10 protein-coding genes are annotated in these 15836 nt (G+C 69.5%); 1 reads left to right on the forward strand and 9 read right to left on the reverse strand.

The window, feature by feature from the left end; translation table 11 throughout:
- Positions 1-125 precede the first annotated feature (125 nt).
- Positions 126-3287 (reverse strand): non-ribosomal peptide synthetase, encoded by a 3162-nt coding sequence (locus KIP79_RS24095; RefSeq protein ID WP_214107180.1) that lies wholly within the window; start codon positions 3285-3287, stop codon positions 126-128.
- A gap of 130 nt (positions 3288-3417) precedes the next feature.
- On the opposite strand from KIP79_RS24095, the gene KIP79_RS24100 reads away from it, so the two are divergent.
- Positions 3418-6648: an AMP-binding protein gene (locus tag KIP79_RS24100; protein ID WP_214107181.1), complete on the forward strand. Its 3231-nt coding sequence runs from the start codon at positions 3418-3420 to the stop codon at positions 6646-6648.
- Here KIP79_RS24100 and KIP79_RS24105 read toward each other — a convergent pair.
- From KIP79_RS24105 to KIP79_RS24140, 8 genes are all read right to left on the reverse strand, one after another.
- Complete coding sequence (locus KIP79_RS24105; RefSeq protein ID WP_214107182.1) at positions 6641-7420, reverse strand: ABC transporter permease; 780 nt, start codon at positions 7418-7420, stop codon at positions 6641-6643. The two genes, KIP79_RS24100 and KIP79_RS24105, sit on opposite strands and share 8 nt — an antisense overlap.
- Positions 7417-8169: an ABC transporter permease gene (locus tag KIP79_RS24110; RefSeq protein WP_214107183.1), complete on the reverse strand. Its 753-nt coding sequence runs from the start codon at positions 8167-8169 to the stop codon at positions 7417-7419. Before KIP79_RS24110 ends, KIP79_RS24105 begins: the two co-directional genes overlap by 4 nt.
- 5 nt (positions 8170-8174) lie before the next feature.
- Positions 8175-9140 carry an ABC transporter ATP-binding protein gene (locus KIP79_RS24115; protein WP_308169858.1) on the reverse strand — a complete coding sequence of 322 codons (966 nt, stop codon included), beginning with the start codon at positions 9138-9140 and terminating at the stop codon, positions 8175-8177.
- On the reverse strand, positions 9128-10663 hold the full coding sequence (locus tag KIP79_RS24120; protein WP_214107184.1) for a glycoside hydrolase family 13 protein: 1536 nt from the start codon (positions 10661-10663) through the stop codon (positions 9128-9130). Before KIP79_RS24120 ends, KIP79_RS24115 begins: the two co-directional genes overlap by 13 nt.
- A 46-nt stretch (positions 10664-10709) precedes the next feature.
- Positions 10710-11687 (reverse strand): carbohydrate ABC transporter permease, encoded by a 978-nt coding sequence (locus KIP79_RS24125; protein WP_214107185.1) that lies wholly within the window; start codon positions 11685-11687, stop codon positions 10710-10712.
- A 13-nt stretch (positions 11688-11700) separates the two neighbouring features.
- Positions 11701-12558, reverse strand: coding sequence for a carbohydrate ABC transporter permease (locus tag KIP79_RS24130; protein ID WP_250213736.1), 858 nt, complete (start codon positions 12556-12558; stop codon positions 11701-11703).
- 134 nt (positions 12559-12692) lie between these two features.
- Complete coding sequence (locus tag KIP79_RS24135; RefSeq protein WP_214107187.1) at positions 12693-14066, reverse strand: ABC transporter substrate-binding protein; 1374 nt, start codon at positions 14064-14066, stop codon at positions 12693-12695.
- 315 nt (positions 14067-14381) lie between these two features.
- Positions 14382-15374 (reverse strand): LacI family DNA-binding transcriptional regulator, encoded by a 993-nt coding sequence (locus tag KIP79_RS24140; RefSeq protein ID WP_443611858.1) that lies wholly within the window; start codon positions 15372-15374, stop codon positions 14382-14384.
- Positions 15375-15836 lie beyond the last annotated feature (462 nt).

The following is a 15836-nucleotide window of genomic DNA, read 5'->3' on the forward strand; positions in this document are numbered from 1 at the left end:
TCAGCAATTTACGGGCGGTCAGGCGGGGGTGCCCGCTGATTTACGTGCGCTCAGCCGGGGGCGCTCGCTGAGTTGCGTGCGCTCAACCGGGTGTGCTCGCTGAGTTGTGCGCGCTCAGAGCGCGTTCACGGCGACCGGCGTTCGGCCACTACGGCGGCGATGCCGTTCACGCTCGGGGTGTCGAAGAAGGCGTAGAACGGTACCTCCACCTCCAGGCGGTCCCGGATTCTGGCCGCGATCTGGGCGATGGTCAGGGAGTGGCCGCCCAGGTCGAAGAGGCTCTCGTCGGGGTCGATGTTGTCCAGGCCGAACACCTCGGCCCAGATCTCGGCCAGCACCGCCCGCGCGGAGCCGTCGGTCGTGGGACCGGTGGGTTCCGGGAGTTCGGGGCGGGGCAGGGCGGCTCGGTCGAGCTTGCCGTTGGGGGTCAGTGGCAGGGCCGGCAGGTCCACGAAGATCGAGGGCACCATGTACGCGGGCAGGGTGCGGGCGAGATGGCGGCGGAGCTCGGGCGACCCGCTCGTCGTGTACGCCACAAGTTGATCGTCCCAGACCGCCACTGCGGCCTCCTTGGCGTGGGCGAGCAGGCAGGACTCGATCTCCCCCAGCTCGATGCGGTGCCCGCGCAGCTTGATCTGGTCGTCGGTGCGGCCGAGGAACTCCAGTTCCGCGCCGCGCAGGCGGACCCGGTCGCCGGTCCGGTACATGCGGCTTCCGGCAGGGCCGTACGGGTTGGGCGAGAAGCGGGTGGCGGTCAGGGCCTGGCGGTTGAGGTAGCCCCGGGCGACCCCGGCGCCCGCGATGTACAGCTCGCCGGGCACCCCTTCCGGGACCGGATCGAGGCTGTCGTCCAGAACAAGTAGCTGGGTGTTGGCCAGCGGTCCGCCGATGGTAATCCGCTCCAGGGCGGGCGGGATCTCGGCGATGGTCGACCAGATCGTGGTCTCCGTTGGGCCGTACACGTTGAAGAGCCGCCCGACCCTCGGGCGCAGCCACTCGGCCAGCGGCAGCGGCAGTGCCTCGCCCCCCGCCAGCGCGGTCCCGCCGAACGAGAACCCGGCCTCCAGCAGCAACCGCCACGTGGACGGGGTGGCCTGAAGATGGGTGACCCCGTGCCTGGCAACCAGCCGCGCCAGCGCGTCCCCGTCCGCCGCCTCGGCCTCCCCCACGACGATCACCCGGCCACCGGTGACCAGCGGCAACCACAACTCCAGCCCGGAAATGTCGAACGACAGGGAGGTCACCGCCAGCCAGACGTCCGCCTCCCCGGCGTCCAGCCGGTCCCGCATGGCCAGGATCAGATTGCTCAGCGCACCGTGGTCGATCTCGACGCCCTTGGGCCGCCCGGTGGATCCCGAGGTGTAGATCACGTACGCCCGGTCGCGAGGCCCGGCCCTACCGTCGATCCGGGCCTCGGCGCCAGACCTGGCCTCACCGCCGATCGAACCCTCGACGCCAGACCCGGTCTCACGGTCGATCGAGGCCCAGGTGCCCGGATCAGTTCCGCCACCGATCGGGAGCCCGGCGTCGGGGTCGGTGAGTGGGATGCACGGCAGGCCTGTGACGGGGGTGCCCTGGTCGGTCAGCAGTAGGCGGGCGGTGGAGTCGGCGGCGATGTAGGACAAGCGGTCGGCGGGGTAGGCCGGGTCCAGCGGCAAGTGGGCGGCTTGCGCTTTCCAGCAGGCCAGGACACCGGCGACCATGCGTTCTGAGCGTTCGGCGGAGAGCGCGACCAAGTCGCCGGGGCGGACTCCGGCGTCGGTGAGCCGGGCGGCGAGACGGTCGGCCAGGGCGTTCAGTTCGGCGTAGGTCAGGTGGGTGTCGCCGCTGGTGACGGCGATAGCGTCCGGGGTGCGGGCTGCCTGGGCTTGGAACAGATCGGGGACGGTGACCGCCGGGTAGGGGGTGTCGTCCCGGAGTTGCGGGAGCGTCTCGATCGGCAGGTCTCGCAGGGGCGTATCCGGATATTTCGTGACGTGGTGGAGGATCGCCAGCCAGTGATCGGCAATGCGTTCCACGTCGGCACGGGCGATCGAGGCGGGCGGGAACTGGAACATCACGCCCAACCCGTCGGGGCCGTCCACGAGGTGGACGCGAAGGGCGTTCCTGGCCGTGTGGTTGAAGATCACCCAATCAACCGAGGTCTCCAGGCCGGGAAACTCGGGTGGAGCCATACGGCGGCGGTAGGTGAGAGAGATCGGGGCGAGCGAAACCCCCGGCCGCAGGCCGCTCACCGCCCGTCCCAACGGCACCTCGCGAACCTGGTACAGCTCCCGCAACCCGGCCCGGACCTGCCGGGCGAAATCGGCGAAACCTATGGCCGGGGACGGGGTGGAGGCGAACGGCAGTTCGTTGACGTACACACCGATCCACCCGGCCGCCTCGGGCGGGCGCACTCCCAGGTCCAGGGCGGTGACCGGCCGTTCGTTGCCGTACCGCCGGAGCAGCGCGTGCACCGAGGCGACCACCACCTCGAACCGGGTCACCCCAAGGCGCTCGGCGGCGTCCCCCAGCACCGCCCCGGGCAGCCGGAACTCCACCGCCTCCCCGACCTGCACCTCCTGCTCCAACCGATTCAAGCCAGGCAAAACCACCTCGCCCGGCTCAAACCACCGCTCCGCCCAGTACGCCCGGGCGGCCGGCAGCCTCTCCCCCACCCTGGCTTCCTCGACCTCGGGCGCCTCCACCGGTCCGAGCGGCGCCAACCCCGGCTCCCCGCCCTCAACCTCCGCCCGGTAGAAGGCCGCGAGATCCTCGACGAACACGTCCGTGGACTGACCGTCGAAGACCAGGTGGTGAGCGACCACCAACAACCGCCCGTCCCCGAACAGACTGAACCGGGCCAGCGGCCCCGCAGCCAAGTCGAACGGCCGCCGAACCTCCTGGCGCGAATCGGACGCAGACTCGGGAAAGGCAACGGGCGCCCCCGGGGCCGGGCCAAACAGCCGCGGAACATCCTGGGGTGAATCGGACTCGGGAAAGGCGACGGGCGACCCCGCAGCCGGGCCGAACGGCCGCCGAACCTCCTGGTGTGGATCGGTCGTGGGTTCGGAGAGCGGGATGGGCGGGCCTTCGGTCAGGTGGGGAAGGCCGTCCGCTATCTGGATGGCGGTGCGGAGGATGGGGTGGCGGGCGACCAGGCGGGCGCAGGCCCTGCGTAGCGCCGGGACGTCCAGGGGGCCCGTGAATCGCAGGCCGAACGGCATGTGGTGGGTTGTCCCGGCGGTGCCGAGTTGCTCGTTGAACCAGATGCCACTCTGCGGGATCGAGATCCGAACGCATGCCATTGAACCGTCCCAACGATCGCCTGTTTCGTGAGTATGCCTAGAAATTGCAGCGATTTGCTAGATACTTGTGGTGATTCGTTCAGAATGGTTTACTCCGATCGATCATTCGCGGCTGCGGAAGAGGCAGGCCATGACCGTCACCCTCCCCGGGCTGCTCCAGGCGAGAGCACGCGAGCAACCCGCACGACCGGCTCTGATCTGCGACAACGGCACCAGCCTGAGCTTCGCGGAGTGGGACGCGGGGGCCGACGCGACCGCGCGGGACCTGCTCGCGCGCGGGCTCGCCACCGGCGACCGGGTCGGCCTGCTCTTCGGTAACGACCGCTGGCCCGACTACGCGGTGACCTTCCTGGGCGTACTCCGCGCGGGCGGGGTCGCCGTACCCCTCCCGGCCCGCCAGTCGGAAGCCACCCGGCAACTGATGGCGGAGGACTGCGGAGCCCGCTGGATCCTCGACGAACCGATCGGTCCCGGCCCAGCCACCAGCCGGCCAAACCCACTCTTGAACCTGACCTCCGACCGGCCCTGGCGGCTAACCCCACCATCGAGCCCCGTTGAAGCCGGTGGCGAGACCGGTGCCGCCCAGGTCTCAGAGCGCTCCTGGCGGCCAACCCCACCATCGAGCCTCGTTGAAGCACCGGACTCGTCCGTGAGCTTCGCCGAACCTGTCATCGATCCGGACGGGCTCGCGCAGATTCTCTACACGTCGGGGACGACCGGACGGCCGAAAGGGGTGGCCGCCAGCCACGCCAACCTGGCTTACGGGCATCGGCCGCATCCCGCGTACCGGATGTTGTCGCACTCCGAGCACTTCCTGCACGCGTTTCCGATTGGGACCAACGCGGGGCAGATGATGCTGGTCAATGCGTTGGTGGCGCATCCGTGCGCGTTGGTGATGGCGGCGTTCGACGCCGAGCGGTGCTGCGCGCTCATCGAGGAGCATCGGGTGGGGACCGTTTTCGTGGTGCCATCGATGGCGGCGAACCTGCTCGATTCGGGGGTCTGGCGGCGGCACGATCTGTCGTCGGTGCTGCTGCTCAGTTCCTCGGCGGACGCGTTGCCTCCGCGCGTGGCCGCCGCGCTGCCGGAGGCGTTTCCCAAGGCCACGATCGTGAACTACTACACCTCCACGGAGGCCGTGCCCGCCCAGACCACCATGATCGTCAATCCCGCGCGTCCGCACTCGGTCGGGCGGGCCACCGAGGCCGGGGGTCTGCTGATCACGGATGAGGACGGCTCGCCGGTCGCGCCCGGTGAGGTCGGCGAGGTGTGGTTGCGGGCGCCCGCCGCCCAGCGCGCCTACTACGGTGACGCCCAGGCCGACGCCCAGGCCAGCGCGCGGGTGTTCCGGCGCGGCTGGACCCGGATGGGTGACCTCGGCTACCTGGACCGCGACGGCTACCTCTACCTGGTCGGCCGCGACTCCGACGTGATCAAGTCCGGCGGCCTCAAGATCTCCACGCTCCAGATCGAAACCGCCCTCGCCGAACACCCGTCCGTCGCCGACGCCGCCGTGCTGGGCGTGCCCCACCCCGTCATGGGCTCGATGGTCGCGGCGGCCATCGTCCCGCGCCGGGATCGCCCGCCGTCCATCGACGAACTCCGTGTCTTCCTGTCGGAACGCGTCGCCCGCAACGAGGTCCCCACCCGGTACGCCTTCGTGGACCAACTCCCCCGCAACGAACTGGGCAAGGTAGTCAAAGGGGAACTCCGCGACCTGTTCACGACCGCTCGCCGAGAGGCCGGGGCCGCACTGGAGACCGCAGAGCAGCAGTCCCTGGCCCGGCTGTGGAGCGCCGTACTCGGGGTGCCGGTGAACAGCAGGGACGACGATTTCTTCGCACTGGGCGGCGACTCGCTCAAAGCCAGCCAGCTGGCCACCCGCGCCGGGGAGGAGTTCGGTGTCGAACTCCCGGGAACCCTGGCCTTCGACCATCCCATCCTGGAACGCCAGGCCACCGAACTCCACAACGCAACGGCCCGACATTTCACGAAAAATCCGGATGTGGTGGAGCCGGGGTTGCTTGGTGGGGTCCAGGAGCATTGGTGGCGGTGGATGCACGCCACGCCGGAGACCCGGCACATGCCCCCGGTCCATGTCGCCGTACACGTCGAGACCGGGCTCGACGCCGACCTGCTGACCAGGTGCCTGACCGAGCTGGTGAACCGCCACGAAGCCCTGCGCACGGTCTTCCACGACGGCCGCGCCGTCATCCACCCCACCGGCGAGATCCGGCTCAGCGTCCACGAGGCGCCCAACCGGGACGAGGCAGGCGCACTGGCCGCCGACCTCGTCCGCACCCCCTTCGACATCACCCGGGGGCCGCTACTCCGCGCCGCTCTGATCCGCCTGCTTCCCGGCGGCAGAGACGAGGCAGCGGAGCGCGCCGCCGGTGCGGGCCTTTACCGGGATTGCGGCCCCACCGGCGGCGCGGGGGGCGCTGGAAGCCCCGGGAGCGTAGGCCCAGCGAGGCAATCGGGAAGCCCGAACGCAGGGAGCACGGGAGTTCCACCGGCGATCCTCGTGCTGGCCGCTCATCACATGGTCTTCGACGGGTGGTCGGCGGGGGTGCTGCTGCGGGAGCTCGGCGTCCTCTACTCCGCGTTCGGCCACGGCGCGCCTTCGCCGCTGCGCCCGGCCACCCAGTACGCCGACTTCGTCGCCTTCGAGCGCCGGGAATGGTCCCGTACCCGATCCCATTGGACGGCCACCCTCGCGGACGCGCCTCAAGTGCTCCCCCACTTCCCGGGCCGCGCCCCCGACGTACGCCTCTGCGCCGCGGAATCCCACGAGTTCGAGGTTCCCGGCGACGCCGTAGGGAAGAGAGCGAGGGCCACAGGCTCCACAACGGCAATGGTGTTGGCGGCGGCCTGGGCGCAGACCCTGGGGGAATGGTCAGGGTCACCGGAGGTGGTGCTGGCCAGTCCCGTCACCGGACGTACCCGCCCGGAGTTCGAGAGCACGATCGGCTGCCTGTTCCGGTGGAACCTGCTCCGGGTCAGGACGGACGGGGACGTGCTGGCCCAGGTCCGGAACGCCACTCTGACCGCCAACGACCACCAGTTCCACAACTTCGCCCGGCTACACGAACTGGTCCCCTACCCGGCGTACGTGCGCTTCGAGAGCTGGGGCCACCCGGCCCGCCTGCCGGGCCTGCCGTCCACCGAGTTCCCGATCCCGGCGGGCCCCATCATGGAATGGCCGCTGGCCCCGGACGACCCGGACACCCATCCACCCGAACTCCTGGTCCGGGAGGCCCCGGACGGCTCCCTCACCGGATCGGTGATCTTCAACCGCCACGCCTACCGCCGCGCGGACATGGCCGAGCTGGCACGGACGTTCACGGCCATGCTCAGCTAGCCAGCAGCCACGCCCACCGCCGCCGCGCCCAGACCAGGAACAGAGCCCCGAACACGATCAGATAGGCCGCGTTCAGCAGGAGCCCCGGAGCCAGGCGGCCCAGCGCGAGCCCGCGCACCAGCTCGATCGCGTGATACAGCGGCAGCGTCTCCACCAGCACCCGGATCACCGGCGGATAGACGGTCACCGGATAGAAGGTGGTGGCGAACAGGAACATCGGCAACATCACCAGTTGCACGTACTGGAAGTCGTGCCAGCCCCGCATGTACCCGGTGGCGGCGAGCGAGGCGGCGCCGAAGGCGAAACCGATGAGCAGCCCGGCGGGCACGGCGAGCAGGATCCAAGGCGACTGCACGAGCCCGAAGGCGGCGATCACCACCAGGAAGCCCGCCCCCGTGATCAGCCCCCGCAGCATGCCCCAGAGCACCTCGCCGGCGACCACCCCGCCGACCGTCATGGGCGTGACGATCAGCGAGTGGTAGAACCGGTCGAAGGCCAGCTTGGCGTACGCGCTCTGCCCGGTCTCCTCCAGCGCGCTGTTCATCACCGCCGTGGCCAGCAGCGCGGGCGCGATGTAGGCCGCGTACGGCACCTCCACGCCCGGCACCTGCCCGACCAGACCACCGATGCCCACCCCGATGGCCAGCAGATAGAGCACCGGCTCGAAGACCGAGAACAGCGCCATCGTCCACGGGCTGCCGCCCTTGTGCACCCAGAGGTTCCGCACCACCAGCAGATGCGCGCCCCCGGCTCGCGGAAGAGTGGGAGTCATGTGTGCAGACACCTCCGGAAGGTGACCCGTCCGGCCAGCACCCCCGCGACCACCAGACCGGCCAGATAGCCCAAATGCAGCAGGCTCGGCCCCAGCGCCGCCGTGCCGAGGGCGAGAGTCCGGCACAGGTCGACGCCGTGCCAGAGCGGCATCACCTGCACCACCGCGCGGATCGGCCCGGGTAACTGGGCGACGGAGAAGAACGTGCCGGAGAACAGGTAGAGCGGCATCATGCCGAATCGGAAGACGGTGTTGAGCTGGGGAATGTCCCGGACGGTCACCGCCCAGGCCGCCAGCGGCGCGGCGAGGGCCAGGCCGGTCAGGGTGGCGGCCCCCACGACCGCCACCGCGACACCGGGCCCGGAGACCAGCCCGAACAGCGCCATCACCAGCACGAAGGCCGCCGCCGACAGCGCCAGCCGCAGCGTGATGAAGAGCAGATGGCCGCCGAAGATCTCTCCGGGCTCCAGCGGCGTCGCGGCGGCGGTCGGATAGATCCGCTCCCGCCGCGACGCGCTGGTCACCGCGAACCCCCCGTCCACGAAGGCGTTCTGGAACGCCGCCGCGGCCAGCAGCCCGGGCGCGAAGAACTCCAGGTAGGAAACCCCGTCCACGCTCCCGCGCACCAGGGCCCCCAGCCCGGCCCCGATGGCCAGCAGGAAGAGCAGCGGGTTGGCCACGCTGATGACGATCGTCCCCCGCCAGGTCCGGCGATACCGGTAGAGCCAGTAGTGCAACGCCCGGAACATGGTGATCAGTCCGTCAGCGAACGGCCGGTGAGGCGGAGGAACACATCCTCCAGGGTGGCTCGCCGGACCAGCGCCGTGATCGGCTGCACCCCGGCCGCGGTGGCCCGGGCCAGCGCCGTCTCCCCGTCCTCGGCGTACCAGAGCAGCCGGTCGGGCAGCACCTCCAGCCGCTCCGGCTCGGGCAGGCCGTCCCTGCCCAGTTTGACGGCCACCTGCTCGTGCTCGCCCGGTGGGAAGCGCAGTTCCAGGACCTCCCGGGTGATGTGGCGTTCGATCAGTTCGCGCGGGGAGCCCTCGTCGGCGATCAGACCCTTGTCCATGATGACCAGCCGGTCGCAGAGCTGTTCGGCCTCGTCCATGTAGTGGGTGGTGAGGATCAGGGTCACCCCGTCCTGTTTCAGGCGGAAGAGCCGGTCCCAGAGGACGTGCCGGGCCTGCGGGTCCAGGCCGGTGGTCGGCTCGTCCAGGAGCAGGATCTCCGGGTCGTTGATGAGGGCGCGGGCGATGGTGAGGCGGCGGCGCATGCCGCCGGACAGGTGCTCCACCCGCTCGTCGGCCTTCTCGGTGAGGCGGGCGAACTCCAGCAGTTCCCCCGCCCGCTCCCGGACCGCCTTGCGGGACAGGCCGAAGTACCGTCCGTACACCAGCAGGTTCTCCCGCACGGTGAGGTGCACGTCGAGCGAGTCGTCCTGCGGCACCACGCCGAGGCGGGCCCGGACCCGGCGGCCGTGCGCCGCCGGATCCAGGCCGAGGATGCGCAGCGTCCCGGCGGTGGGCGCGGAGACACCGCCGAGCATGCGCATGGTGGAGGACTTTCCGGCCCCGTTCGGGCCGAGGAAGCCGAACGCCTCGCCCCGCTCGACCCGCAGGCCGATGCCGGCCACGGCGCGGAAGGGCGTGCCCCCACGGTCCCGGGCGGGGTAGGTCTTCTCCAGCCCGGCGGCTTCGATGACCGCGTTCAGGACAACCACACCGCCGTGTCGGCGGGCAGGTCCTCGCCCTCCAGCGGCCCGCTGGCCAGCAGCACGCTCTGGTGCGGCGGGAGCGGTGCCGGGTCGGGGCCGAGGTTGACCACGCAGGTCAGGCCGGACTCGCGGGTGAACGCGAGCACCCCGGGACCGGATTCCAGCCAGGTCATCGTGCCGTCGCCGAGCCGCTCGCGCCGGATGGCCAGGGCGTTTTTGTAGAGGGTGAGCATCGAGCCGAGATCCTGGGACTGGGCCTCGACGGTGAGCTTGTTCCACGCCTCCGGCTGCGGCAGCCAGGTGCCGCCGGAGCCGAAGCCGAACGGGGACGCCTCGCCCGACCAGGGCAGCGGCACGCGGCAGCCGTCCCGGCCGGGAATGGTGAAGCCGGAGCGCTGCCAGATCGGGTCCTGCCGCTGTTCGCCGGGGATGTCGTCGACCTCGGGCAGGCCCAGTTCCTCGCCCTGGTAGATGTAGACGCTGCCGGGCAGCGCCATGGCCAGCAGGGCGGCGGCCCGGGAGCGCCGGTAGCCGAGCTCCAGGTCGGACGGCACGCCGTCGCGCCGGGCGCCGTGGTCCCAGGAGGTGTCCTCGCGGCCGTACCGGGTGACCACCCGGGCCACGTCGTGGTTGGAGAGCACCCAGGTGGGCGGGGCGCCCAGCGGGATGTGCGTGGCCAGCGTCTCGGTGATCGAGCGGCGGAGCGCGGCCGCGTCCCACGGGCAGGCCAGGAAGTCGAAGTTGAAGGCGGTCTGCATCTCGTCGGGGCGCAGGTACCGGGCGAACCGTTCCTGGTCGGGGAACCAGACCTCGCCGATGAAGATCCGGTCGGTGTACTCCTCGTCGGCCAGCCGCCGCCAGCCCCGGTAGATGTCGTGGACCTCCGGCTGGTCGGTGTAGCCGTCGGGGTCGCCACCCTCGAAGTCCTTGACCAGGACGGCCGCCGAGTCGATGCGGATGCCGTCCACGCCCCGGTCGAACCAGAACCGGAGCACGTCGTGGAACTCCTGGTGGACCTCCGGGTTGGTCCAGTTGAAGTCCGGCTGCTCCGGGGCGAACAGGTGCAGGTACCACTGGCCGTCGGGGACCTGGGTCCAGGCGGGGCCGCCGAAGATGGACTTCCAGTCGCCGGGCTGGTCGCGGAACCAGAACCGGGCCCGTTCCGGCGAACCTGGCCCGGCCGCCAGCGCCTCCTGGAACCACGCGCTCCGGTCCGAGCTGTGGTTGGGGACCACGTCGATGATGACCCTGATGTTCAGCGCGTGCGCCTCCGCGATGAACTTCTCCGCCTCATCCAGGGTGCCGAAGGACGGTTCGATGTCGCGGTAGTCGGCGACGTCGTAGCCGCCGTCCGCCATCGGGGAGGGGTACCAGGGGGTGAGCCAGACGGCGTTGACACCGAGGTCGGCGAGATACGGCAGGCGACTCCGCAGGCCGGCGAGGTCGCCGATTCCGTCGCCGTTGCCGTCGGCGAAGCTGCGCGGGTAGACCTGGTAAATCGCGGCCCCCCGCCACCACGTTTCGGGCATGCTGGATACAACTCCTTAAACGGTTGAAGGTGCGGTCGGCGCGGGTTCAGCCCTTCAAGCTGCCCGCCGTGAGACCGGCCATGATGCTCCGCTGGAAGATCAGGAAGACCACGATCGCCGGCACGCTCGCGATGAAGAGTGCGGCAATCAGGACATTCTGCGGCATCTGCGCTGAAAGGGAAGAGATGCCGACGCTGATCGACATCTTCTCGCTGTCCGGCAGCACCAGCAGCGGCCAGACGAAGTCCTTCCAGACGTTGACCACGGCGAGGATGGAGACCACGCCGATGATCGGCCGGGACACCGGCAGCACGACCGACCACAGGATCCGCAGCGGCGAGGCCCCGTCGATCTGGGCCGCCTCCAGCAGTTCGCGTGGGATCGAGTCGAAGAAGCGTTTGAGCAGGAAGATGAAGAACCCGTTGGCGACCGCCGGCAGCCAGATCGCCCACGGGGTGTTGATCAGGTTCCAGCCGAGGATGGGCAGATCCTTCACGGTCAGGTAGGCGGGCAGCAGGATCACCGTCGGCGGGATCATCAGGGTGGAGAGCATCATCCCCAGCACGGCCTTGCCCAGCACCGGCCGCAGCTTGGACAGCGCGTACGCGGCGGACACGTCGAGGGCCAGCGTGAACAGCCAGGCCCCGGCCGCGTACAGCAGGGTGTTCTTCAGGAACAGGCCCAGGTCGAGCAGGTCCCAGGCCTCCGCCCAGACTCCCCAGTTGACGGTCTCGGGGAAGAAGGTGGGCGGGATCTGGGCCAGCTCCTCCGGCGACTTCATGGCACCGGTGAACATCCAGTAGAGCGGGAACACGAACGCGGCGGTGAAGGTGACCAGCACCAGGGTCAGCACCACCCAGTAGATGACCTTGCCGTGCGGGGTGGTCAGCGTGTGCGGGGAGACCAGGCCGCGGAACTGCGGGCCCTCCCGCCTCCTGGAGGGTTTGCGGGCGCGGGCGGGGCGCCGCGGCGGAGGGGAAGCCGGCTTGGTCGCGACGGGGCTTTCCAGCGTGCGATGGGACATCTGCCCCTCCTCTCTAGTCCCGGTCCCGCGCGACGCGCAGGTAGACGGCGGAGAACACGATGAGGACGATCATGAGCATCAGGCCGAGCGCGCCGCCGCCGCCCCAGTTCCCGAAGCTGAAGGCGTACTGGTACATGAGGTACGCCACGGTGACGGTGCCGTTCTCCGGACCGCCGCCGGTGAGCAGGTAGGGCTCGATGAAGACCTGCATGGTGGCCACGATCTGGAGCAGCAGCATCACCAGCAGGATGAGCCTGGTCTGCGGGATGGTCACGTGCCAGACCCGCTTGAACAGGCCGGCGCCGTCCAGCTCGGCGGCCTCGTAGAGCTCGCTCGGGATGCTCTGCAGCGCGGCCAGGTAGATCAGGGTTCCGGTGCCCAGGTTCATCCAGGTCGAGACGATGACCAGGGAGAGCAGCGCGGTGTCGGTGGAGTCCAGCCAGGCCAGCGGGCCGAGCCCGAACACGTCGAGGACCTGGTTGAACAGCCCCGCGCCGGGATCGTAGAACCATTTGAAGAGCAGCACCGCCACCGCCGGCGGGAGCATCACCGGCAGGTACACCACCAGCCGCAGGTACGCGCGGGCGTGCCGCAGCTCGTTCAGCACGATGGCGAAGACGAACGGCACCAGGTAGCCGAAGACCAGGGCGAGACCGGTGAACGTGGCGGTGTTCAGCCAGGCGTCCACGAACGCGGAGTCCTCGACCACGGTACGGAAGTTCTCCAGGCCGACCCAGGTCGGGTCGCTGACGAAGTTCGTCTTCTGGAAGCTGAGAATGAACTCCCGGATCATCGGATACCAGGAGAAGAAGGCGAAGCAGATCAGAGCTCCGCTGAGGAACCCGTACGCGGTCAGGTTCCGCCCTATCAAGCGCCGTGTCGCCCCGGGGGGTCGTCGCCGTGACCCCTTCACGGTCATAGTCGTCATCGCTAGGCTCCCGCTCTCGACGTGAGTGTGGGGGCCGGTCCCGCCCGGTGTGTGCGGGCCGGCCCCCTCCGGTCAGGTCAGCCCGCTGCCAGCAGCTTGTTGACCTTCGACTCGGCGTCCGAGAGGAGCTGGTCGACGTTGGCGTCCTGGCGGGTCAGCACCGCGGACATCGCCGTGTCCAGGATCGCGTAGATCTCCTGCGCCTTCGGCGGCTCCAGCTTGAACTGGACCGTCTTGGCCGCCTCCACGTACGGACCGAAGTGCGCGACCGGCACGTTGGCGAACTGCTCGCGCTGCTTGTTGATCTCGACGCCGGGGGCGGCGGTGCCGTACAGGTCGGTGGTGGGCAGGCCCACCGGGATGCCGTCCTTGGCCGCGCGCTCGTAGTTGAACTGGCCCTGGCCCGGGGTCAGGAAGCGGAAGTCCAGCCAGAGCAGGCCGGCCTTGATCTGCTCGGGGGTGGCCTTCGGGTTGAACATGTAGCCGTCGCCGCCGGACAGCGAGGCGGCGGCCTCGGGCAGTCCGGTCACCCCGTAGTCCTCGAACTTGCCCTTGAAGTCGTTGTTGACGGCCTGCACCACGTCGGGGGCGCCGATCATCATGCCGAGCTTGCCCGAGCCCATCATGCGCATCAGGTCTTCCCAGCGGTGCAGCTGCTTGGTGCCCATGCTGTTGTCGGTCCACCGCATGGTCTTCAGGTTCTCCAGCACGGCCTTGCCCTGCGGGCTGTTGAACGCCGCGGTCTTGCCGTCGGCGCTGACCACGTCGCCGCCGCGGCCGTAGATGGAGGAGGTGAAGTGCCAGCCGCCGGTGTTGCCGGCGCTGTACTCGCCGTACCCGACGTAGCCGGGGCCGAGCTCGGAGATCTTCTTGGCCGCGGCCTGCACCTCCGCCCAGGTCTTGGGCGGGTTCTCCGGGTCGAGGCCGGCCTCGGTGAAGAGCTTGCGGTTGTAGACCAGGCCGGTGCCGTAGTTGGTCCGCGGGATGCCGTAGACCTTGTCACCGTCCTTGAAGATGCTCATCACGTCCTGGCGGAGCTGGCCGATGGACGGAACCTCGCTGAGGTACGGGCTGATGTCCGCCGCCTGCCCGGCCTGGATGATCTTCCGGACGTCGGTGTAGTAGACGTAGAACAGATCCTCCATCTCCCCGCCGGCCAGCTTGGCCTGGAAGGTCTCGGGAACGATGCAGGGGAAGGCGTCCTTGCTGTCGATCGTGATGTAGGGGTACTTCGCCTGGAACGCCGTGACGTCGGCGTCCCACTGCGCGCGCTCCTTCGGGTTGGTCTTGGGCGGCTGGCAGCCCACGCTGATCGTCACCGGCGCGTTGGCGGCCGGGGCCGAACCGGACGCGGCGGCGGTCGGGGTGGCGGCGGGCTCCTCGCTGCCGCACGCGGCGGCCAGCACCAGACCGGCCGCGGCGACAACTGTCGCGATCTTTCGGGATTGCATCAATGATTCCCTCCTGCCGTGGTCGCCCACGACACCGTGAGAGCACCTGTTCCTTGCTTCTGCGCTGCTGCGGTGAGCGAGCCCCGAGTCCCGCTCGATGAAGGCTGGGTTACCGAATTGATTCGTGTAGTGGTGCGAGAAACATACAGAGACAGACAATGCCTAGCAAGAGTCCGTCACTCAAGATGCAAAAAAGTGACAGTCTTACGACGGGTCCGCGATGCCGCAACAAAGGCGCAGGTCAGACCCCGGAACACGAAAAAGCCCGCGTCGCAAGGCGACGCGGGCTCAGGTTTCGAGCGGGTACGGCGGGCGTTACACCAGGGCCCTGACCTTGGCGGGGGCGGTCGAGCCGCGGACCACCAGTTCGGGCTCGTAGAGCAGTTCCTCTGCGGTGACCACGGCCCCGTCGATCTGGTTGACCAGCAGGGTCACCGCGGCCCGCCCGATCGCCTCGATCGGCTGGCGGACCGTGGTCAGCGGCGGGTTGGTGCAGTTCATGAAGTTGGAGTCGTCGAACCCGACCACCGAGATGTCCTCCGGCACGGACATGCCTAGCCGGCGGACCGCCCGGATGGCGCCCAGGGCCAGCGGGTCGCTGGCGCAGATGATGCCGGTGACCCCGTTCTTGATCAGCCGGTTGGTGACCGCCTGCCCGCCCTCCAGGGAGAACATGGCGTGCTCCACCGAGATCTGGTCGATCCCGGCGGCCGCGGCGGCCAGCTGGAGCGCGGCCAGCTTCCGCCGCGAGGGGATGTGGTCCTCGGGGCCGAGCACCAGGCCCAGGTGCTCGTGGCCGAGCGAGACCAGGTGGCCGAAGGCCTGCTCCACGGCGACCGCGTCGTCGGTGGAGACGCGGGGGAAGTCCAGGTTGTCGCTGGCCGCGTTGACCAGCACCACCGGCAGGCCCAGCGCGAGCAGCCGGTGGTAGTGCTCGTGCGGGGCGTCGGCCTCGGCGAAGTGGCCTCCGGCGAAGACCACGCCGGAGACCTGCTGCTCCAGCAGCATCTCCACGTAGTCGGCCTCGGACAGCCCGCCGGCCGTCCGGGTGCAGAGCACGGGGGTGAAGCCGCGCTGGGCCAGCGCGCCCCCGACGATCTCGGCCAGCGCAGGGAAGATCGGGTTGCCCAGCTCGGGGAGCACCAGGCCGACCAGGCGGGCGCGCTCGCCGCGCAGTTGGGTCGGGCGCTCGTAGCCGAGCACGTCCAGGGCGGTCAGCACCGCGGCCCGGGTCGCGTCGGAGACCCCGGGCTTGCCGTTGAGAACCCGGCTCACGGTGGCCTCGCTGACCCCGACTTTCTTCGCCACTTCAGCAAGTCGACGTGTCACAGCGCAAATCATACGCCAGATTCACGCAATCCGCTTGCGTTCTCGGAGGCGATTTGGGCGAAGGAGGGCGGTTTCCTTCGCACTGGCAACCTTGACCGGCAGTGAAGACCTGCCAGCTAGTCCCGATTATTCGCGGATTTGCAGGGAAATTCAGGGACTTGCGCGGCTTGTCGCATCTCCGGCGATCGCCGCGGCCGCCGGGGACGACACCGTGACGTAACTTACGGCTTTCGCTCCGCAAACTTGCGGTAACTGACCGCATCTGTGGGCGTTCGCCCAGCTCAACACCCTGACAACTGGGCGATCCCCGAGCAAAGAGGGGCGTGAAGGGGTGACAGGGTCCGCCGGAGGCCGAGAACGGCAGGTAACACGACACCAACGGACAGTTCTTTTGCGAAACCCAGTAGAAATATTGCGGACTTCTGTTCGCCATCCTATGGT

Source organism: Acrocarpospora catenulata (genome assembly GCF_018476525.1).
Taxonomy (GTDB): domain Bacteria; phylum Actinomycetota; class Actinomycetes; order Streptosporangiales; family Streptosporangiaceae; genus Acrocarpospora; species Acrocarpospora catenulata.